Below are 21,475 nucleotides of genomic sequence, written 5' to 3' on the forward strand. Positions count from 1 at the left end.
AGTCTTGCCGCGTTGCGCCGGCTGTCGACTCGCGGACGCCCGGCGTGCGTGCGGGCGTCCCGGGGTTACCAGAGCCCCTGCGTCTGCAGCAGCGTGCCCAGCTGGCCGGGCGTGGCGGCGGTGGCGGTGAACAGGCGCTCGGCGGCCTCCGGGGAGGGGTTCTCCCAGGACAAGAGGCCGGTGGCCTCGTCGCGGCGGCACAGCACCAGGCTCGAGCGCACCTGGTCCGCCGAGTCGAAGGACAAGAGGTCCATCAGGCCCGGGCTCTGGCTGGTGAAGAAGCTCTGCCGGCCCTTCAGGGGCTCCACGCTGGCCCGCACCAGCTGCGGGTGGAGCGAGTGGGCCACCTCGTCGGCGACCACCACCGCGCGCGCCCGGGCCAGGTAGTGCTGGAGCGCCAGGAGCCGCTTCTGGCCATGGCCCAGGTGCCGCGCCGACACGCGCGTCCCCGCGGGGCCCAGGAAGTCCAGCTCCAGCCCACCGAGCGTCAGCGACTCGTACTTGCCCTCGGGCGGGGCCTCCACGGGCACGAGCACCGCCTCCGCGGAGGTGAAGCCCAGCAGTCTGGCCGCGTCGCGCAGGAAGGGCACCGCGTCCGAGGGGACGACATAGCGCGGGGAGCCCCACTGGGCGGCGGCGAGCCGGCGCAGGCCGTCCAGGAGCGCCTCGGACGCGAGCCCCATGCCGGTGGCCAGCACACCTTCCGCGCGCCGCGAGAGGCGCAGCTCGACCTGGTAGAGCTGCTCGAAGTACGCGAGCCCCTCGTCGAAGCGGCTCAGCCCCGCGAGCGCGGACACCTCGCGCGCCATGGCGAGCAGCGGCTCCACGGTGGCGGACCCCTCGCCGGTCTTCTCCACCCAGGCGATGCCTCCGGACATGAGCACCAACCACAGGCGGCCGGCGACCTCCGGCGCCAGGCGCTCCTGCACGACGAGCGACGCGTCGTCCTCGCGCGAGACGGTGACCTGGAGTCCCTCGCGGCGGATGACCAGCGGCCAGGCCATGTCGCGCGGCGAGACGACGATGTCCATGAAGAGCCCGGCCGCCACGGGCCCGCTCTGGGGAGGCACCGGCTCGTTGCGGACCCGCACGGTGATGTGGCCGGTGTCCGCGGCGAGCGCGTACTCCAGGTCGAACGGCTCCGCCGCGAGCGTGGTGAAGTCCGAGCTGGCCACGGCGGCGACCAGGTCCAGCAGCAGCGTCTTCCCCGTGCCGTTGCGTCCCAGCAGCACGTTGAAGGACGGGCTGAACGACAGCCGCGTGCCGGGCTTCACGGCGCGGAAACGGTGGACCTGGAGCCACTGGAGCTTGAGCATCGCCCCCGAGCCTCTCCTCGCGGTGAGCCAGGGTCAACCCTGCCCGGGACGAAACGGGCACCCACGAGAGAAGTCAAACATCGTCCCTGGTGAAGACAAACCCAGCAGCCAGGCTGCAGGAGCAATCCACTGACAGCACCCGTGCGCCGGCCCATCCACCGCCGGAGCTCCCGACCCAGGAGGGCGGCCAAGCCCCGCCATCCCCGGGAGCCCGGCTTGTCATGACAGGGCGCGAAGGGCAGGCTCACGGCTCCGCCCCGCCATGCGCCCCGCCCGTCCCGTCCTGCTCGTCCTCGTCTTCCTCGCGCTGCTCGGCACCGCCGCGGGCATCACCCTCGCGCTGCGCTCACCGGGCTCGTCGGCCCCGGCTCCCGTGCCCCGGGCCGCGACGCCCACCGCCACCCCCACCCTGGCCCCCGCGGTCCAGGCGAGCGCGACGCCCACCGCGGTGAAGGACGCGCATCCCGCGCGCGGTGTCTACGCGGGCTCGGAGGCGTGCAGCGAGTGCCACGAGGACGAGCACGCCGCGTGGGGCAAGGACTGGCACGCGCGCGCGTTGTCCCCCGGGACGCGCGAGTTCGTGGTGGGCGACTACGCGAAGCGCACGCACTTCAAGGGCGACTCCAGCGAGGCGTGGATGCGCCGCGACGGCGAGCGCCACTTCATGCGCACCAAGGGCTCGGACGGACAGCTCGCCGAGTTCCCCGTGGAGTGGGTCATCGGCGGCAAGCGCATGCAGGACCCCGTCGCGGTGATGCCCGACGGACGCTGGCAGGTGCTGCCCGTCTACTACCACGTCACCGGCAAGGGCGAATGGGTGGACTACTCGGAGACCAAGCAGGGCGCGCTCACGCCCGAGCACCCGTTCTTCTGGACCAACTTCCGCCGCAGCGCGCAGCACGCGTGCCTGGACTGTCACGTCACCGGCCTCGACGCGCGCTATGACCGCGACCAGCACACGTGGACTACCGCCTTCACCGACGCGGGCGTCGCGTGCGAGAGCTGCCACGGCCCGGGCGCGCGCCACGCCGACACGCAGGAACCCAAGGACATCGTCCAGCCGTCCAAGCTGTCCCACGAGTTGGGCTTCGCCGTGTGCGCGCAGTGCCACGGCCCGCGCCGTCCGCTCTTCCCCATCCTCGACACCACGCACCGCTACCAGCCCGGCCAGCGCTACGAGGACTTCTACCAGCCCATCGTCGTCTTCCTCGGCAACGAGCGCTCCGGCGACTACTTCACCGACGGCCGCCCCAGCACCTCCAGCTTCGAGTACCAGGCCCTCATCCAGTCCACGTGTCATCTCAAGGGCGGCGCCACCTGCCTCACCTGCCACACCGCGCCGCACGAGCCCAACGCCCCCAACGAGCTGAACCTCCCGGACAAGTCCCAGACGAAGGTCTCCGTCGGCTCGGCCACCTGTCAGCAGTGCCACGCGGACCTCTTCGCCCGGGCCGCCCAGCACGCGCGCCACACCTCGCGCGAGGCGCAGGACTGCCTGGCCTGTCACATGCCTCCCGTCGTCTCCGGCGTGCTCGACAAGTTCGCGGACCACGCGCTGGACGTCCCCGCGCCCCAGAACACCACGCGCCACAACATCCCCAACGCGTGCAACACCTGCCACACGAAGCAGACGCCGGAGGCCATGGCCCAGGCGATGACGAAGCTGTGGCCGGCCGCCGCGAAGCGACAGGAGCGCCGCCTCCGGCTCGCGGACGCCTTCGACGACAAGACCGCCCAGACGGGGCGCCCCGCGCTGGAGGCCACGCTCGCGGATGCGAACGAAGCCCCGTCCCTGCGCGGCGCGGCGGCGAAGGTGCTGGTGCGTCGCTACAAGCGCGAGGCCATCCCCGCCCTGCGCGCCGCGCTCAAGAGCACCCAGGACAGCCAGCTGCGCACGGACGTCATCGAGGCGCTGAGCCTGGTGAACGCACGCGAGGCCAGCGAGGACCTGGCCGCCCTGCTCCAGACGGAGTCTCTCTGGGTCCGTCAGGCGGCGGCGGTGACGCTCGCGAGCTTCGGTGACGCTCGCGGCCTGTCCGCCGTGGAGGCGCTGGCCTCCAAGCCGGAGACGTCCGGGCTGGTGCAGCCGCACCTGTTGCTCGCGCAGCTCGCGGTGCGCCGCAAGGACCTGACCACCGCGGTGCGCGAGTTCGAGAAGGCGTTGGACCTGCAGCCCTACAACCCCGACGCCCTCATCCGTCTGGCCGATGTCTATGTCGTGCAGGGACAGGTGGAGCGGGGCCGCGAGCGCCTGGAGGAGGCGCTGCGCTTCGACCCGCAGAGCCGCGCGGCGAAGCAACGTCTGTCCATGCTCCAACAAGGACGCTGAGGCGCGGGACCGCTCGCGGACGAAGCCTCCCGCCGCTCCATCCACTGTTGAGCAGGCACTCGCCGGTTCTGTCCGGCAGGAGGGGCCTCGCCCCACGGTACGTGGCCGGTATCGGGTGCCTCCCCTACCTCAGGGCACCCGATATGAACGCCCTGCTGCTCGTCCTCCTGCTTTCGCACCCTGGCTCCGAGCCGGGCGTGTTGCTCGCCCAGGCCCGGCCACGCCCCGCCGTGCGACAGCGGACGCAGCCGCGCCAGCGCGTGCCCCGGGTGCTGCCCGCCCAGGGCCCCGCGAAGCCGCCGTCCGCCCAGGGACAACAGACGCCGCCCCGGAATCCCGGCGCGCCCTCACAGGCGCCGAGCACGCCCGGGCCCGGCCCCTCGGGTGACGACTCACCCCAGCCTCCGCAGCCCGAGGTGTCGGACCCGCTCCTGACGCCGGTACCGCCCGCGCCCATCCAGATGAAGTCCTGGGACGAGGCGCTGGAGCTGGTGCGGCAGCGCTCCACGGACTTGAGGACGGCGCTGGCCCAGGTGGAGTCCGCCGCGGGACAGGCGCGCATCGCGCTGGCGGGGCTCTTGCCCACCGTCACCGGCACCGTGGGCGTGCAGTACAACGTGCTGGACCCGGACGCGACGACGTTCATCGGCGGCGGCGCGGGGGGCGGCGTGGGCGGTGGCATCGGCGGCGGCGTCGGCGGAGGCACCGGCGACGGAGACGGCCTCCGGCCCACGCAGCCGCCCGTCGTGGGCTTCCTCTCCGCGTCCATGCCGTTGCTCGACTTCCAGGCCATCGGCGCGCGCCGCGTCGCCCGTGAGGCCCAGCGCGCCGCGACGCTGTCCCTGGCGGAGACCCGGCGTCAGCTCAGCGGAGCGCTGGCCCGCGCGCTGGTGCAGGTGGCCGCGCAGGAGCGGCTGGCCGAGGTCAACCGCGTCAACCTGCGCACCGCGCTGGAGCGGCTGTCCCTGGCGGAGCGACGGTTGGAGCTGGGCGCCGGCACGCGGCTGGACGTGGTGCGCGTGCAGCAGGACGCCGAGGCGGCGCGGGCCCTGGTCGTCACCGGGGACGAGAACCTGAGGCAGGCAAGAGAGGGGCTCGGCCTGGCGCTGGGCATGCCCCAGGCGGTGGGGCTGGCCAAGGGCGTGAGCGTGGAGGACCTGCTGCGAGGCGCGAGGAAGGACTGTCGCCGGCTGGAGGCGGTGGACGGGCGCTCGGACCTGGCGGCGGCGCGCTCGCGGCACACCGTGGCCGAGCGACAGGTCAGCGCGGTGAAGGCGCAGTACGCGCCGTCGCTCTCGCTGACGAGCACGACGATTGCGCTCACGGTGGAGGACGACGTGGTGAACGTCCCCATCTGGAACATCGGCGCCAGCCTGCTGCTGCCCTTCTGGGACGGCGGCGCGCGCGAGGGGCGGCTGAGGCAGTCCCGCGCGGAGGCGGAGGTGGCGCGCCAGCAGGTAGTGGAGCTGGAGCGCTCCGTCACGGTGGAGGTGGCCAGGGCGCGGCGCGGCGTGGAGGTCACCCAGGCGTCGCGGGACATCTCGTCGCAGGAGCAGCGGCTGGCCGAGGAGAACGACCGGCTCACCCGGCGCAGCTTCGAGGTGGGCACCGGCACCAGCCTGGAGCTCATCCAGACGGCCGCGGCGCTGCGGCAGGCAGAGCTGGCCCTGGTGGTGCGCGAGTTCGAGTTGGAGCAGGCGCGCGTCGAGGCGTTCCTGGCGGAGGCGGCATGCGACTGGTGAGGACATGGGGCGCGGCGGGCGCGATGCTCCTGACGCTCTCGGGGTGCAAGGGCTCGGGCAAGGAAGACGGACCGCAGGCGGGACAGACCGCCGCGGGCACGGTGATGCCCGTGCAGGTGCAGGCGCTCTCCCCCAACGAGGTGCAGGACGCCGCCGAGTACGTGGGCGCGCTCATCTCGCGCAGCAGCATCAGCGTGTATCCCCAGGTCGCCGGCTACGTGCAGGCGATACCGGTGCGGCCCGGCACCCGCGTGCAGAAGGGCGAGGTGCTGCTCGTCGTCGACCCGCGCCGCGAAGAGGCGGGGCTGCGCGCCACGAAGGCGCAGAAGGCCTCCGCGCTGGCCCAGCGCGAGTTCGCCCGGCGCACCCGCGAGCGCAGCGCGCAGCTGCTCAAGGAAGGACTGCAGAGCCGTCAGGACTACGAGCAGGCGGTGGCGCAGGCGCAGCAGGCGGAGGCGAGCGCGCGGGCGATTGAAGCGCAAATCCAGTCGCAGCAGGTGCAGCTGGGCTTCTACGAGGTGAGCGCGCCCTTCGCCGGCGTGGTCGGCGACATCCCGGTGAAGGTGGGCGACTACGTCACGCCCCAATCGCAGCTCACGTCGCTGGACCAGAGCAAGGCGCTGGAGGTCTCCGTGCAGGTGCCGGTGGACCGGGCGCGCGTCGTCCAGGTGGGCAGGACGCCGGTGGAGGTGCTGGACGAGAAGGGGAAGGTGCGGGTGTCCGCGCCCGTGTTCTTCGTGGCGCCCACGCCCAGCGCGACGACGCAGCTGGTGGAGGTGAAGGCCGCGTTCGACAACACCGTGGGGCTGCGCGCCGGGGAGCTGGTGCGCGCGCGGCTGGTGTACCAGGCGCGCGAGGCGCTCACCGTGCCCACGGTGGCGGTGACGCAGATCAGCAGCCAGTCCTTCGTGTACGTGGTGGCGTCCGCCGACGGCGGCACCGTGGCGAAGCGCACGCCGCTGGAGGTGGGCGACGTGACGGGCAACGACTACGAGGTGACGGGGGGATTGGACGGGGGCACTCAGGTGGTCGTGAGCGGCCTGCAGCTGTTGAGGGATGGCCAGCCCATCAAGCCCATGCCCGCGAAGCCCGAGGGCCAGGGCGTCGGCGGCGCCTCCGACGCGGGGCAGTGAGGGCACGGCATGTTCACCGACTTCTTCATCCGAAGGCCCATCTTCGCCAGCGTGCTGTCCATCCTCATCACGCTCGTCGGGGCCATCACCATCCCCGGCCTGCCGATTGAGCAGTACCCGGACCTGTCGCTGCCCGAGGTCCAGGTGACGGCCAACTACATCGGCGCGTCCGCGGAGACGGTGGAGAGCGCCGTCACCACGGTGCTCGAGCGCCAGCTCAACGGCGTGCAGGGGATGCGCTACATCTCCTCCACCAGCAGCAACACCGGGCAGAGCAGCATCACCGTCACCTTCGAGCAGGACCGGGATTTGGACATCGCCGCGGTGGACGTGCAGAACCGCGTCTCCACCGCGTCGCCGCAATTGCCCGCGGCCGTCAACGCACTGGGAATCACCGTCAACAAGGCGCAGACGCAGCTGCTCATGGCCTTCGGCCTGTTCGACGCGCAGGACCGCTATGACACGGGCTTCCTGAGCAACTACGCGGACGTGTACATCCGCGACGCCATCCTGCGCGTGAAGGGCGTGGGCGACGTGCGCATCTTCGGCGAGCGGCGCTTGGCCATGCGCCTGTGGCTGGACCCCTCGGAGCTGGCGAGGCGCAAGCTGGGCGCCTCCGACGTCGTCGCGGCCCTGAGCGCGCAGAACGTGCAGGTGGGCGCCGGGCAGGTGGGCCAGGAGCCCGCGCCGCCGGGACAGAACTACCAGTTCACCCTGCGCGTGCAGGGGCAGCTCGCCACCGCGGAGCAGTTCGGCGCCATCGTCGTGCAGCGGGGCCAGGACGGCTCGCTGGTGCGCGTGCGGGACGTGGGCCGGGTGGAGCTGGGCGCGGAGAACTACGCGCAGCTCTTGCGCTTCAACGGCCGCGACGCCGTGGGCCTGGGCATCTTCCAGCTGCCGGGCTCCAACGCGCTGGAGGTGCGCGACGGCGTGGTCCAGGAGCTCCAGCGGCTCAAGCGCAACTTCCCGCCGGGCCTGGAGTACGCGACGGCGTTCGACACCACCGCGGCGGTGGAGGCGTCGATTGAAGAGGTGCTCGTCACGCTGGGCGAGGCGGTGCTCCTGGTCGTGCTGGTCATCTTCATCTTCCTGCACGGCTGGAGGAGCGTGCTGGTGGTGGCCACCACGCTGCCGGTGTCGCTCATCGGCACGTTCATGTTCGTCAGCGCCTTCGGCTTCTCGCTCAACACGCTCACCCTGTTCGGCCTGACGCTGGCGACGGGACTCGTGGTGGACGACGCCATCGTCGTCATCGAGAACGTGGAGCGCACCATGGAGGAGGGCTTCAGCCCGCGCGAGGCCACCGAGCGGGGCATGCGCCAGGTGGCCGGCGCCGTGGTGGCCATCGCCCTGGTGCTCTCCGCGGTGTTCGTCCCGGTGTCGTTCTTCCCCGGCACCACCGGCGCCATCTACCGCCAGTTCGCGCTCACCCTCGCCTTCTCCATCAGCCTCTCCGCGCTGGTGGCGCTCACGCTGTCGCCCGCGCTGTGCGCCCGGCTGCTGCGTCCGCACGAGGGCCAGAAGTGGCTGTTCTTCCGCAAGTTCGACCAGGGCCTGGACCGCTTCCGCGACGGCTACGGGCGGCTGCTCCACAAGCTCATCGGCCCGTGGAAGTGGCCGGTCATCATCGTCTTCGCCCTGTGCCTCTTGGGCACCGCGTGGGTGTACCGCGCCACGCCCTCGGGCTTCATCCCGGACGAGGACCAGGGCTACCTCATCATCGCGGTGCAGGGCCCGGAGGGCACCTCGCTGGACTACACGCGGCGGGTGCTGCTGCAGACGGAGGACATCATCCGCAAGCAGCCGGAGGTGACGGGCACCTTCACCGTGGGCGGCTTCTCGCTCCTGGGCACCGGCGCCAACTACGGCACCCTCTTCGTCAACCTGCGCCCGTGGGACGAGAGGAAGAAGCAGGAGGAGAGCGTGGCGGGGCTCGTGGAGCGGCTGCGCGGGCCGCTGCTCGGCATCGGCGGGGCGCGCGTGCTGCCCTTCCAGCCGCCCGCCATCCGCGGCGTGGGCAGCGTGGGCGGCTTCGAGTTCGTGCTCGAGGACCAGCAAGGTGGCCGCTCGCTGTCGGACCTGGCCAGCACCACGGAGAAGCTGGTGGGCAAGGCCAACCAGGCCTCCATCCTGCGCGGCGTGTTCTCCTCCTTCACCGCCAACACGCCGCTGCTCGACATCCAGGTGGACCGCGAGAAGGCGCTGTCCCTGGGCGTGCCGCTGGACGCGTTGTTCGCCACGCTGCAGGTGTACCTGGGCAGCCAGTACGTCAACGACTTCACCTTCGCCAGCCGCGTGTACCGGGTGTACGTGCAGGCGGCCATGCCCTTCCGCAACGAGCCCAAGGACATCGGCGCGCTGTACGTCCGCTCGGCCACCGGGAACATGGTTCCGCTGGAGGCGTTGGTGCGCATCAAGCCCATCACCAGCGCGCAGAACATCCAGCACTACAACCTGTACCGCGCCGCGGAAATCAACGGGCAGGCGGCGCCGGGCGCCAGCAGCGGTCAGGCGCTGGAGGCCATGGAGGCCGCGGCGCGCGACGTGCTGCCGGAGGGCTACACCTTCGAGTGGACGGGGCTTTCGCTGGAGCAGAAGGAGGCGGGCGGGCGCGTGCTGCTCATCTTCGGGCTGGGCATCGTCTTCGTGTTCCTGGTGCTCTCCGCGCAGTACGAGAGCTTCGCGCTACCGTTCGTCATCCTGCTGGGCGTGCCGGTGGCCATGCTGGGGGCGCTCGCGTTCCAGAACGCGCGCGGCCTGCAGAACGACGTGTTCTGCCAGGTGGGGCTGGTCATGCTCGTGGGCCTGGCGAGCAAGAACGCCATCCTCATCGTCGAGTTCGCCGAGCAACTGCGCCACGAGGGCCGCAGCGTGGTGGACTCCGCGATTGAGTCGGCGCGCACGCGCCTGCGCCCCATCCTGATGACGTCCTTCGCGTTCCTGATGGGCGTGGTGCCGCTGGTGCTCGCGTCGGGCGCGGGCGCCGCGGCGCGCAAGTCGCTGGGCACCACCGTGTTCGGCGGCATGTTGCTGTCCACGTTCGTCAACCTCATCTTCATCCCCGTGCTGTACGCGGTGGTGGAGTCCGCGCGCTCGCGGCTGCTCAAGCGGCACGAGCACGCACGACCTCCAGGCGGAGGCACACCGCCGCCCTCGGAGCCGCCCCGACCGCAGCCCGCCTGATGTCCATGGCGGGGCTGATACGACCCAATATCCCACGCCGGAGGGTTCGCTATCCTCCGTCGATTCATGGCCCGCTCCATGCCCCTCGACGTCCAGCGTCGTCGGCTGTATGCGCTCAAGCGCGCTCCCGCGCTGCGCCACACCAGCAACACCGTCCTCCTCCAACTGCTCGACCTGGCCTGGGACGTCGCCTGGGCGCAGGACACGGTGCTGTGCGAGGAGGGCCAGGAGGCCCACGGCTTCTTCCTGCTGTTGGAGGGAGAGCTGGAGGCCCGCCGCGACGGTGAGCTCCTGTTGACGCTCGGCCCCGGCACGCCGCTGGGGTTCGAGGCGTTGATGGGCGGCCACTACTCCGTCACCGCGCGCGCGGCCACCACCTGCAAGGGCCTGTTCTTCCCCAGGGACGCGGTGTGGGCGCTCGTCCACGCGCGCGCGGGCCTGAGACAGGACCTCAAGCGCTTGTTGGCGCACGCCGAGCCCCCCCGGCAGCCGGACCCGCTGCCCCACGTGGAGGTCGTCACCTTCTCCAGCGAGGTGACGGGCGCGCCGCTGTCGCGGCTCATCGAGCTGGTGGCCAAGGTCATCACCCACGACTTCAAGGACCGGGTGCTGCTGGTGCGCACCGCGGAGCCGGGCACGTGCGAGCCCGCGCCGGTGAAGGGCGCGGACGGCGTGCTGCGCGCCTGGGTTCCCGCCCCCCAGCGCGGCGCCCCGGGACGGCTGGGTCTGGAGCGCCTGCGCGAGTTCGCCCGGGAGGGCGACTTGCACTACGTGTTCCTCGACGGGTGCCAGTTGGCGGAGGGCGCGCTCCTGGTGGACAAGCACGTGGCCCTGGTGCCGCGCCACGAGCCCACGCGCGAGTTCCGCCTGGCGAAAGGCCGGGTGCTGCCCACCGTGCTCATCGACCCGGTGCGCCCGCCCCGGAGCGCCGCGCTGGAGGGGCGGCCCCAGGACAGGCCCGGCGCGGGCACGCACGTGTTGCAGCCGTGCCGGCTGAGGCTGGACGTGGGACGACTGGAGGGGCTGGAGGTGGACGACCGTCCGCTCGCGGCGCTGCGACTGGGCTGCGCGGAGCGGGACGCGCTGTCGCGCTGGGCCCGGGCCATCACCCACCGGCGCGTGGGGCTGGCGCTCAGCGGCGGCGGCGTGTGGGGCTTCTACCACGTGCATATCTTGCGCTGGCTGGTGGAGCACCGCGTGCCGGTGGACTTCATCAGCAGCTCGAGCATGGGCTCGTTGGTGGGAGCGTACTTCTGTGGCACGGCGCTGGATGGACACAATGGCCTGTCGGGCCTGCGACGCCTGGAGGAGCAGGCCATGCGCCGTCGGCTGTCGCTGGCGGCGATGGCGGCCGTCGTCACCACGTACTCGCTGGAGCACCTGGTGACCGGGGACCTGGGCGACGTGGGGCTGGAGGAGCTGCCCATCCACTTCCTGCCCGTGGCCACGGACCTGACGCGCGGCGAGTGCATGGCGCTGGAGCGGGGCCACGTGGCCCAGGCCGTGCGCGCGAGCGGGTCGGCGCCCGGGATGTGGGCGCCCACGGTGGTGCCTCCCGCACGCTACGTGGACGGGGCCTTCACCAGCATGGTGCCCGCGAACGTCCTGGTGAGCGCGGGAGCGGACCTCGTGTTCTCCAGCAACATCTTCCCCTTCGGCGTGCGCGAGCCGGCGTGGATGCCGCAATCCCGCGCGGGCCGCTTCCTGGCGAATCTCAATCCTGTCTCAAGGGCGCTGGACCTGGTCGCCAGCGGTGTGTTGCTGTTGCATCGCAGCGGCGACGCGGAGAGCTTGATGGCGGACGTGAGTTACGACATCCAGTCAGCGGACACTCCGCTGAGGACGGCGATGGAGTTCACCAAGGCGCGAGACATCCTGGAGCGCGCCGCCACGGACGAAGCCCTGGCGGAGAGGCTCACCGAGCTCAAGGCGCACTGGGAGCAGATGCGCGCGCACTGTGGCCCGAACGGCCGGCACCGCGGAGGCCAGCAGGCCGCATGATTCCCGTGAGAATCCTGGGCACGGCGAGCCTGAGACCGGGCCCCGCCGTGACGACGGCGGAGCTGTGCGCGCGCGTGGGGCGGGACGTGGCCGAGGTGATGCGCAAGACGGGCATCCACACGCGTCACTTCGCGCCGCCGGGCACCCAGGCCGCGGACGTGGCGGCGCAAGCGCTGCGAGGCGCACTGGACGCGGCGGGGCTTCCGGCGCGCGCGCTCAAGCGCATCTTCTGCGTCAGCTCCATGGGCGGCGACGTCACCACGCCGGCCACGGCGAACCGGGTGGCCGCGGCGCTGGGGCTGTCGGGCAGCTGCGACGCGATGGACCTGAGCAACGCGTGCATGGGCTTCCTGAGCGCGTTCGACCTGGCGGCGCGCTCGGTGGCGACGGGGCTGGGGCCGGTGGGCATCGTGTCGGTGGAGCTCTTGTCGCGCACCACGACGCCGGAGGACCCGCGGCCCTACCTGGTGCTGGGGGACGCGGCGGCGGCGGCGGTGCTGGGGACGGGGCGCCCGGACGAGGGCGTGCTGGGCGTGGCGCTGGGCAACGACGGCTCGCTGCCCACGGACGTGGTGCTGGAGAACCCGCATGCGACGGGCCGGCTGGAGCGGATGCGCTTCCTGACGCCCAGCAAGGAGATGACGCGGGTGGCGCTGGACGCGCTGGTGCGCGCGACACGCGAGGTGCTCGACGGGGCGAAGGTGGCCTTGCGCGACGTGGAGTGGGTGCTGACGCACCAGCCCAACGGGCGGATGCTGGACGCGGTGCTGGACGCGATGGGCGTGGAGGCCCGGCGCAGCGTGCGCGTGGTGGACACGCTGGGCAGCGTGGGCTCGGCGTCCCTGCCCACGTGTCTGGACGTGCTGTGGCGCACGAAGCGGCTGAAGCCAAAGGACCGCGTGCTGCTGGTGGGCGTGGGCGCGGGCGTCGCGCACGGCGCGGTGCTGTACCAGGTGGGGGGATGAGACGCGCCGGGGGTCTGCCCCTCGCCACGTGGCTGGGCTTCTTCAAGCTCCTCCAGCGCTACCACCGCTACGAGGTGGTGAACCTGGAGCCGCTGCTCCGGCCCGGCGCGAAGCTCATCGTCGGCTACCACGGGCGGCCCCTGGCGGTGGACCTGTGCATGCTGACGGTGACGCTGCACGAGCGCCTGGGCTACCTGCCGCACGGCGTGGCGCACGGTGCGTTCGACCGCATCCCCGGCATGCGCGCGGTGGCGGACGGGCTGGGCTTCGTCACCGGCGATGACGCGCGGCTCGCCCAGGCGGTGGCCCGGGGCGAGCATGTGCTGCTGCAACCGGGTGGCACACGCGAGGGGTGCCGCAGCTTCCGCCACCGCTACCGGGTGAGCTGGGGCGAGCGGCTGGGCTATCTGCGGTTGGCGGTGCGCTACCGGCTGCCCATCGTCCCCGTGGGTGGCAGCGGCATGGATGACGCATTCCTGGGGCTCAACGACGGCTATGCGCTGGGGCGGCGCGTGGGGATGCCCGCGCGGCTGCCGTTGTGGCTGGGGGTGGGGGCGACGGGCGTGTGGCCCTTGTCGCTGCCCTTCCCCGTGAAGATGACGCAGTGGGTGGGCGAGCCGCTCACGCGTCACCTGGCGCCGGACTTCGACGCGGGTGACCGCGCGTCGATGTTGCAGGCGCACGGGGAAGTGGCGGGCGCCGTGCAGGCGCTGTTGGACCGGGCACGCGGCCGGAGCCCCGCGCGAGTGGCAGGGAAGGCAGTGGTGAGATGAAGGACTCGGAAGGGGAGCCCCCCGATACGCAGGGGCGACGCTGGGCGCTCATCCTGGGGGTCTCCTCGGGCACGGGCGCGGCGATTGCCCACGCGGTGGCGAAGAAGCCCGGGCTGGATGTCTTCGGGGTGCACCGGGGGCGCTACGCGGACAACGCGGCGCAGGTGGAGCGGCAGGTGCGGGAGGCGGGCCGGCGCGCGCGGCTGTGGCAGGCGGACGCGTCCACGCCCGAGGCGGCGGAGGCGGGCGTCCTGGCGCTGCGGGAGGTGGCGGGGCCGCGCTCGGTGAAGCTCTTCGTCCACTCGATTGCGGGCGCCTCGGTGGGGCGCTTCCTGTCCGAGGGCGAGGACCGGCTGCACACGCGGCGCATCCGCAGGACGTTCGACACCATGGCGCACTCGTTCGTGTACTGGACGCAGGCGCTGGTGGCCGCGGACATGCTGGCGCCGGGCGCGCGGCTGCTCGGCCTGCAGAACTCCCTGGATGAGACACACCTGTCGAACACGGGGCTCATCAGCGCGTCGAAGGCGGCGCTGGAGATGTACGTGCGCTACCTGGCGCTGGAGCTGGGCGCGAAGGGCCACCGGGTGAACCTGCTCAAGTTCGGCACGGTGCTCACGCCCGCGCTCAAGCACGTGTACTCACCCGAGGCGCTGGCCCGGCTGGAGGAGGCCCACGCGCGGATGAACCCCGCGGGGCGCATGTGCACGGTGGAGGAGGTGGCGGACTTCGTCAGCGTGCTCGTGGGCGACGAGGCGGGCTGGTTCAACGGCGCCACCATCGACTACAGCGGCGGCATGACGCTGCGGCTGCTCGATTTGGTGCTCAACCCGTGACGGGCGCGGCGACGGGCTCGGGCATCCGGAAGCGCAGGCAGTAGAAGAACGGCGACACCTGCTCCTCGAGCACGTCCTCGGCGCGCGAGGGCAACAGCTCCCGGGGGCAGTGCGCGTCGCGCGTGTAGAACGTGATGGCCCGGAAGGCGGCGCGCTGGAAGAGCGAGGGGCGGCGGCCCGCGTCCAGCTGCTCGTCCACCACCACCACGGGCGTGCCCGGCTTCGCCACGCGGCCAAGCTCCCGCAGGCCCGCGGCCGGGTCGCGGTAGTTGCCGATGCCGCCCACGCTCAGCACGCGGTCGAACAGGCCCGCGCGGAACGGCAGCGTGTGTCCGTCCGCCATCAAGAGTCGTACGCCCGGGTAGCGCCCCTTGCGCAGGCGCTGCTGGCAGCGTCCCAGCATCCCCTCGCTCAGGTCCACGCCCCACACCTCCACCTCCTGGCCGGTGACGAGCTCGCGGCGGATGAGCGGCAGGTTCGCCCCCGCGCCCACGCCCACCTCCAGGATGCGCAGCGGCGTGCCGTCCGCGTGCGGCCGGAGCGCGCCCAGCTCCAAGCGCCGCAGGTAGCCCGCGCGCATCTTCGACTCGGAGACGGACTGGAAGAGCGGCGTGAGCACCGTCGTCAGCGGGTCATGCAGCGCGGGCAGCCCGTCGTAGATGACGCGCATCAGCCGGTCCGTGCCGCGCACCGCGTCCTCGCGATACAGCCGCGCCAGGCCCCGCTTCACCGGCCACGGCTCGCCGCAGCCACCGCAGCGAAGCCAGCCCCACGCCAGGCGCCCTTCCTCCTCCTGGCCGTGGAACACCAGCGTCCCGCCGCAGTCCGGACACGTCACCAGCGGGACATCCCCTGCCTTCAATCCACTAGACACCCGAGCCTCGTAGCACCTTCGCGCGCGCCACGTCGTCCCGCGTGCCCATCTGTTCGAAGCGCTCCAGTGCCCGTGTCAGGTGGGGCCCACGCGACGGGTCCTCCGAGGGGAGGTGTCGCGCCAGCTCCAGTCGCGCCCGGGCCTCCTCGTACGCCGTGCCCTTCGCCATGGCCAAGGCCACACAGTCGCGCCACGCCGCGTGCGCGCGCGGCGCATCGCCGGACAGCCACGCCTCACAGCCGCGCCACAGCTTCGCCGCGGGCTCGGCGAAGGAGAACACCCGGGCGAAGCCCTCCACCGCGCGGCACGCCTCGCGAGCGCCCCGCACCAGGGACGTGTCCTTGCCGCCGTCGCGCTCCCACAGCGTGAGCAGCACCTCCGCCACCGCGGTGACGCCGAAGTAGACGAAGTGCGCCACCGACTTGCCCGCGGTGAGCTTGGCGAGCGCCTTCTCCGCCGCCGCGCGCGCGCCCGCCACGTCGCCCTCGCGCAGCCGCACCAGCGCCAGCGTGCCGTCCAGGATGATGCGGTCCGTGAGGCCGCCCTGCGCCTCCGTCCACACCACCGTCTGCTCCAGCGCCGCGCGGGCCTTCAGGTGGTCCCCCAGCCGCAGGTGGATGTGGGCCTGGTAGTGCAGCGCCCAGTGCTGCGTCTGGAGCGCCCCGCGCCGACGCGCCGAGTTCTCCAGCCAGTCCATCAGCGGCAGCCCCCGCTGGAACTTGCCCTGGTAGCACCCCACCACGGTGTAGAGCGCGCGGCACTCCTCCGCCAGCCGCAGGTCCCCCACCGAGTCGACGATGCCCGTGGCGCGCTCCAGCCACGCCTCCACCTCCGCCCAGCGCGCCATGTACGTCGCGTACACGGCGTTGCGGCACAGCACGTAGGCCAGGTCCGCGGGGCTGCCCACGCGCTCGGCCACGTCGCGCGCGCGGCCCACCCACGCCTCGGCCACCGGACGCACCGGCACCGCGCCCGCCACCACCGCCATGTTGGTGTAGCCGCGCGCCAGCTCCGGGGACGCGCCCGCGGGCTCGCACAGGTTCAGCATGCGCAGGCCCGACCAGAGCACCGGCAGCGCCTCCTGCCCGTAGATGAACGCATCGGTGAGCCGCATGAGCAGCCGCCCCGCCACGCGCCGCACGCGCCGCCGCTCCTCGGACTCCACGCCCTGCGCGTCCGGCCGGGCGCTCTGCACCAGCCGCACCCCCATCTGCATCAGCGTGCCCACCGCCCAGCCCACGCGCGTCGTCGGCACCGGCCAGCCGAAGTGCCTGAGCGCCCGCTCCGCGTGGCCGCGGAACGCCTCCAGCTCGCCCAGCTGGAAGCGCGCCTCGGCGAGCAGCGCCTCCAGGTGGCCCAGCCGCAGCGCGTCCTTCGGGGACACCCGCTCCAGCGCGCGAGCGAGGAACGGCAGCGCCTCCCGGCACGCGCCCACCCGCAGGGCCTCCTCGCCGGCCTTCTGCGCGTACTCCACCTCGCGCGCGAAGTCGCCCGCCTCGCCCCAGTGGTAGCAGAGCGCCGCCGTGCGCGCGGAGCCCTCGCCGTACGCCGCCTCCATCGCCTCCGCGACGCGGCGGTGCAGCAGGGGACGCTCCGCGGCGGCCAGCTCCTCCAGCACGCCCTCGCGCAGCTTGTCGTGCGCGAACCTCCAGTGCCCGTCCGCCACGTCCAGCACCGCCGCCCCCGCGCAGTAGGACAGCCACCGCTCCACGTCCACGCCGGGCGCCGCGTGCCGCAGCAGCGTCACGTCCACCTGCCGTCCGACGATGGCCGCCACGCGCAGCAGGTCCCTCGAGCTGGCCGACACCTTCTCCAGCCGACGACGCACCAGCCGCCGCACGCCACCGGCGAAGACACGCTCGGGCAGCGGCATGTCGCCCAGCCGGTCCAGCCCGCCCGCCTCCTCCGCCAGCGCCCGCGCCACCTCGACCAGGAAGAACGGGTTGCCCTCCGTCTCGCGGCGCAAGAGCTCCACCAGGTGGGGCCGCGCGCCGGCCGGGCCAATCATCGACTCGCTGAGGACCGCTATCTCCCCCGCGTCCAGCCGGGGCAGGCGCAGCACGTCCAGCGCGGGCAGCTGGGCGGGCAGGCCCGGGGCCTCGTCGTCGCGGAAGCTGCCCAGCAGCAGCAATGGCAACCCGGTGGCGCGCGCCGCCAGCCGGGACAACAGCAGCAGCGATTCCCCGTGGGCCCAGTGCAGGTCCTCCAGGAGCACCACCGTGGGCTGCGTCAGCCGGGCGAAGATGTCCTCCACGACTTGCAGCAGGCGCGCCTGCGCCATCTCCGCGCCCAGGTCCGCCGGGTCCGGCACCGGCCGCCCCAGCACCCCATCCAAATCAGGCACCAGCGGCTTGAGGACGCTCGCCTCGCGGTCATCCAGCGGCGTGAGGATGGACAGCCACCGCAGCACCGGCCGCCACTCCTGGTACGGACTGCCGCCCGCCGCCACCGCCTGGCCGCGCAGCACCACCGCGCCGCGCACCAGCGCCAGGGGCCGCAGCTCGTCGAGCAGGCGCGACTTGCCCACGCCGCTCTCCCCGCCCACCAGGAGCCCGCCCCCGCGCCCCAGCAGCGCCTGGTCCAGCACGGACGACAGGAGCGACAGCTCGCGCGCGCGGCCCACGTAGCGCGCGGCCTGCAGGAAGCTCTCGCGCGTGGTGACGGACTCGGCGGGCAGCGGCCGGCGCGTCGCGGCGCACAGCGCGGCAATCACCTCGTCCGCGCTCCGGGGCCGCTGGCGCGCGTCCTTCGACACCATGCGCTCGAGCACCGCGTGCAGCGCTTCGGGGAAGTCCGCGGGCGCGGCCGGCGCCCTCCCGTCGAAGGGCAGCCACCCGAAAATCATCTGGCACGCCATGGCGCCCACGCTGAAGAGGTCCGTCACCTCCGAGGGCGGCTCGTCCTCGAACAGCTCCGGCGCCAGGTAGCCCGGCGTGCCGCCCGGCTGCGCGCGGTGCACCTGCTCGCGCCCCACCGCCAGCCCGAAGTCGAGCACCTTCACCTGGCCGCGCGCCACCAGCACGTTGGCGGGCTTCAGGTCCCGGTGGATGATGCCCCGGCGGTGCAGGTACGCGAGCGCCTGGAGCGTCTGCACCAAGAGCTCCACCTGCACGTCGAGCGGCTGGTGGGCGCCGGCCTTCACCAGGTGCCGCGCGTCCTCCAGCAGGTCCATGGCCAGGTACGGCCGGTGCTCGGCGTCGAAGCCGTAGTCCAGCACGCTGATGACATGCGGGTGGCGCACCGAGGCGAGCGTCTGGAACTCGTGCGCCAGGGACAGCGCCAGCTCGTGCCGGGCCGCCGAGGACGGGGTGTTCTCACCCGGCGGCAGCCGCACCAGGTCCTCCACCGTCTTGTGCAGCCGCTTGATGGCGACCGGGCCCGTCAGCAGGTCCTGCGCGCGCCACACCGTGCCCGCGCCGCCCCGCCCCAGGAACTCCATGATGCGGTAGCGGCCGCCCACGACCTCGCCGTCGCCGGACAGGCGCGCGGGTTCCTCGGAACGAGGCTGTGGCGCATCGAATGGGATGTAACGCATGTGCGGGGGGCCGCCCGCCGGCGATGATAACGAAGTTTCAGGGAATCCGGGGGGTTGGTTTCCTTACAGTGATACACGGGTTGTTACACACCCGGCACCCTCCGGACTTCCCGTTGCCCCCTGGGGCAGGAGGCCCACCCACCGGGAGTATCAGCCGCCCATGAGGCTGGCCAGGCTGCGGCCGCCCTGGACGGCGCCGAAGATGAGGGCGCCGAAGTAGATGATGGTGCCCAGCGTCATGCCGTGGCCCGCCAGGATGGCGTAGCCGTCGCGCTGCAGGATGCCGATGGCGAAGAACAGCGCGGCCAGCGCGGGCAGGGTGTTGCTGAAGGGCACGAAGCCGAAGGGCATCATCAGCAGCACGCCGGCGACGAAGAGCATGAACCCGTTGAAGCGGTTGGTGCTGGCGCCGTGGGTGAGCGCGAGCAGGCGCGGCTTGCTCAGCCGGTCCACCCTGGTGAACACGTCCGCGCCCTTCTCCAGCGCGGGCTGCAGCGACGCGCGCGACAGCATCTTCTCCTGCAGCTTGCGCGGCAGCCACGGCACCCGGTTGAGCGTCACGCCCACGCCGATGAGCACGATGAGCGCGCCGAACACGGTGGAGACGCCCGGGATGGACACGGGCAGCAGGAAGGGGAAGGTCAGGATGCAGCAGAAGAGCAGCAGGCCCTGCTCGCCGCACGCCTGCATCAGCTCGCGCACCGTGAGCGACTCGGGCAGTCGCGCCGCCAGGGCGCGCAGCGTGGTGGAGAGCTGGACCTGGGTGTCGGAGAACCGGGCGGAGGACGAAGGGGGCATCGTGGACATGGACGCCGCTCCCCTATCACGCCCCGGCGGGGGACGCTCAGCTCCAGGCGATGTCGTACACCGCTTCCTCGCCCTGCCGACGGACCACCTGCACGGAGGGGTGGCGAGCGCCGCTGGCCTCCAGGCCCGCCAGGAACAGGCCCACGTAGAAGCCCGCCACCACGACGGGGCGGCAGGTGAGCGCGTAGTGCCCGGGCCCACGGGGCTCCAGCGTGGCCTCCAGGTAGTTGGTGCCCGTGCGCAGGTTGCGCGTCATGCGCGCCAGCATGCGTTCAGGGCCCAACAGGCGCACGGTGGTGAGCAGCGCCCCGCCGATGAGTGTCCCGCTGAAGCCCTCCACGAAGCGGCGACCGACGACGGCGGCGCCCTCCTCCAGGGGCAGGTGGGGGGCGAGCGTGTCAGCGGCGACCTTGAGCGCGCCCAGCCACACCTCCAGGGGATAGGCGGGGGCGAGCTTGCCCTGGGTGTCGACGCCCACCTGCTTGAGCCGTCCGACGCAGCGCTCGTCGAGCTGGTCTCCCAGCGCGCGGATGAGTCCTTCGAAGCTCTGGGGGAAGACGAGCGGCTCGCGGGTGTCCAAGGCGGGCGCCATGCTAGCCAGCCGACAGCGCGCGCCGCATCCGACAGGTTGCCGAGGTCCTGGGTGGGTCGAGACATCCTCTGGTGAACATTTGTCTCGTCCCCAGGGGTGAAGCGGGGGCCGCGAGTGCCTAGCTGGGAGGGGCATGCGGTGGTGGATGGCGTGGCTGGTGGTGGCGGCGGTGGCCGTGACGGGGTGTCCCGTCGCGTGCACGAAGGAGCGGCCGCGGGTGTTCCAGCTCAAGGGCGAGGTGGGCTCGCGCGGGCCGGACTTCGCGGTGGCGCTCTACCAGACGGTGGGCGTGCGCATGGCGCCGGGCAACCACCTGACGTGGACGAACAACGGGGACGTGTTCGACGTCATGGTGGAGGAGGTTCGCCAGGCGAAGGTCTCCATGAACCTGGTGATGTTCATCTGGCGGCCGGGGCGGGCCTCGGACCGGATGGTGGAGGCGATGGCCGAGCGCGCCCGCGCGGGCGTGGCGTGTCGGGTGATGGTGGACCCGTTCGGCAGCGCGGGGTTCGAGGCGGAGGTGAAGCCGAGGCTGGAGGCGGCGGGGTGTCGGGCGCACCTGTTCCGCCCGCTGCCCGCGGACGAGAACCTGGCGCGCAACCACCGCAAGGTGCTGGTGGTCGACGGGCGGGTGGGCGTCACCGGGGGACTGGCCATCCAGGACGAATGGCTGGGCAACGGCCTGAGTGAGCGCGAGTACCGCGACACGAACGCGCGCGTGACGGGCCCGGTGGTGGAGCAGATGCAGCAGGCGTTCGCGGAGAACTGGCAGGAGACGACGGGGGAGCTGTTGCCGCCGGAGGACTTCCCCACGCTCTCCCTGCCGGTGCCGGGGCTGGATGGCGCGGGTGAGGGCTGGGCGGCGTTCGTGGGGAGCACGGCGAACCCGGAGGTGACGCGGGCGGAGCGGCTGACGCAGCTGCTGGTGCGCGCGGCGACGAAGCGGCTGTGGATTGCGCAGTCGTACTTCACGCCGAACGGGCCGCTATCGGAGCTGCTCCAGGAGCGGGCGCGCGCGGGCGTGGACGTGCGGGTGCTGGCGCCGGGGGACATCAACGACCAGAAGTTCATCACGGTGGCGCAGCGGGCGACGTACGACGCGCTGTTGAAGGCGGGGGTGCGCGTCTGGGAGTACCAGCCGTCGATGATGCACGCGAAGACGATGTTGGTGGATGACCGGTTGGTGTTGGTGGGGTCCATCAACTACGACCCGCTGTCGTTCAACATCCTGGAGGAGGGCTCGCTGGTGTTGGAGGACCTGGACGCGGCGAGGCAGATGGAGGCGTTCTTCCTGGAGGACCTGTCGCGCGCGCGGGAGGTGGGGGACACGGGGCAGGTGTCTCGCTGAGCACGGTGGAGCGCCGTGGGGCTGGGCAGGAGGGGGCCGGT

At 72.5% G+C, this 21,475-nt stretch carries 14 protein-coding genes; 9 read left to right on the forward strand and 5 right to left on the reverse strand.

Annotation, left to right across the window (positions count from 1 at the left end; all coding sequences use genetic code 11):
• Positions 1–65 precede the first annotated feature (65 nt).
• Positions 66–1,316, reverse strand: coding sequence for an AAA family ATPase (locus tag AC6JA9_RS41375; protein WP_426748809.1), 1,251 nt, complete (start codon positions 1,314–1,316; stop codon positions 66–68).
• Positions 1,317–1,578: 262 nt separating this feature from the next.
• Here AC6JA9_RS41375 and AC6JA9_RS41380 point away from each other — a divergent pair, with 262 nt between their 5' ends.
• The 8 genes from AC6JA9_RS41380 (at position 1,579) to AC6JA9_RS41415 (ending at position 14,278) form a co-directional block, all read left to right on the forward strand.
• The gene (locus AC6JA9_RS41380) at positions 1,579–3,645 is read left to right on the forward strand and encodes a HEAT repeat domain-containing protein (RefSeq protein ID WP_483579158.1); all 2,067 of its coding nucleotides are present in this window, start codon (positions 1,579–1,581) and stop codon (positions 3,643–3,645) included.
• 143 nt (positions 3,646–3,788) lie between these two features.
• Positions 3,789–5,387: a TolC family protein gene (locus AC6JA9_RS41385; protein WP_483579159.1), complete on the forward strand. Its 1,599-nt coding sequence runs from the start codon at positions 3,789–3,791 to the stop codon at positions 5,385–5,387.
• Positions 5,375–6,520 (forward strand): efflux RND transporter periplasmic adaptor subunit, encoded by a 1,146-nt coding sequence (locus AC6JA9_RS41390; RefSeq protein WP_408888669.1) that lies wholly within the window; start codon positions 5,375–5,377, stop codon positions 6,518–6,520. Before AC6JA9_RS41385 ends, AC6JA9_RS41390 begins: the two co-directional genes overlap by 13 nt.
• Before the next feature lie 9 nt (positions 6,521–6,529).
• Complete coding sequence (locus AC6JA9_RS41395; protein WP_408888668.1) at positions 6,530–9,703, forward strand: efflux RND transporter permease subunit; 3,174 nt, start codon at positions 6,530–6,532, stop codon at positions 9,701–9,703.
• Between the two features lie 78 nt (positions 9,704–9,781).
• The gene (locus AC6JA9_RS41400) at positions 9,782–11,704 is read left to right on the forward strand and encodes a patatin-like phospholipase family protein (protein ID WP_473568371.1); all 1,923 of its coding nucleotides are present in this window, start codon (positions 9,782–9,784) and stop codon (positions 11,702–11,704) included.
• Positions 11,701–12,669 (forward strand): 3-oxoacyl-ACP synthase III family protein, encoded by a 969-nt coding sequence (locus AC6JA9_RS41405; RefSeq protein ID WP_223750873.1) that lies wholly within the window; start codon positions 11,701–11,703, stop codon positions 12,667–12,669. Before AC6JA9_RS41400 ends, AC6JA9_RS41405 begins: the two co-directional genes overlap by 4 nt.
• Positions 12,666–13,442: a lysophospholipid acyltransferase family protein gene (locus tag AC6JA9_RS41410; RefSeq protein WP_223750872.1), complete on the forward strand. Its 777-nt coding sequence runs from the start codon at positions 12,666–12,668 to the stop codon at positions 13,440–13,442. Before AC6JA9_RS41405 ends, AC6JA9_RS41410 begins: the two co-directional genes overlap by 4 nt.
• Entirely contained in the window at positions 13,439–14,278 is an 840-nt protein-coding gene (locus tag AC6JA9_RS41415; protein WP_223750871.1) for an SDR family NAD(P)-dependent oxidoreductase, read from the forward strand. The genes AC6JA9_RS41410 and AC6JA9_RS41415 overlap by 4 nt, the downstream gene beginning before the upstream one ends.
• On the opposite strand, the gene AC6JA9_RS41420 is transcribed toward AC6JA9_RS41415, so the two are convergent.
• The 4 genes from AC6JA9_RS41420 to AC6JA9_RS41435 all read right to left on the reverse strand — a co-directional run bounded on the left by AC6JA9_RS41420 (position 14,268) and on the right by AC6JA9_RS41435 (position 20,086).
• Positions 14,268–15,152 carry a methyltransferase domain-containing protein gene (locus AC6JA9_RS41420; RefSeq protein ID WP_223750870.1) on the reverse strand — a complete coding sequence of 295 codons (885 nt, stop codon included), beginning with the start codon at positions 15,150–15,152 and terminating at the stop codon, positions 14,268–14,270. The two genes, AC6JA9_RS41415 and AC6JA9_RS41420, sit on opposite strands and share 11 nt — an antisense overlap.
• On the reverse strand, positions 15,145–18,687 hold the full coding sequence (locus AC6JA9_RS41425; RefSeq protein ID WP_483579160.1) for a serine/threonine-protein kinase: 3,543 nt from the start codon (positions 18,685–18,687) through the stop codon (positions 15,145–15,147). Before AC6JA9_RS41425 ends, AC6JA9_RS41420 begins: the two co-directional genes overlap by 8 nt.
• Before the next feature lie 150 nt (positions 18,688–18,837).
• Entirely contained in the window at positions 18,838–19,494 is a 657-nt protein-coding gene (locus AC6JA9_RS41430; protein WP_223750868.1) for an exopolysaccharide biosynthesis protein, read from the reverse strand.
• Between the two features lie 37 nt (positions 19,495–19,531).
• Positions 19,532–20,086, reverse strand: coding sequence for a DUF2378 family protein (locus tag AC6JA9_RS41435; RefSeq protein ID WP_473568377.1), 555 nt, complete (start codon positions 20,084–20,086; stop codon positions 19,532–19,534).
• Between the two features lie 133 nt (positions 20,087–20,219).
• Between AC6JA9_RS41435 and AC6JA9_RS41440 the strand changes: the two genes are divergently transcribed.
• Positions 20,220–21,434: a phospholipase D-like domain-containing protein gene (locus AC6JA9_RS41440; RefSeq protein ID WP_497958800.1), complete on the forward strand. Its 1,215-nt coding sequence runs from the start codon at positions 20,220–20,222 to the stop codon at positions 21,432–21,434.
• Positions 21,435–21,475 lie beyond the last annotated feature (41 nt).

It is taken from the genome of Myxococcus sp. MH1, from assembly GCF_059738865.1.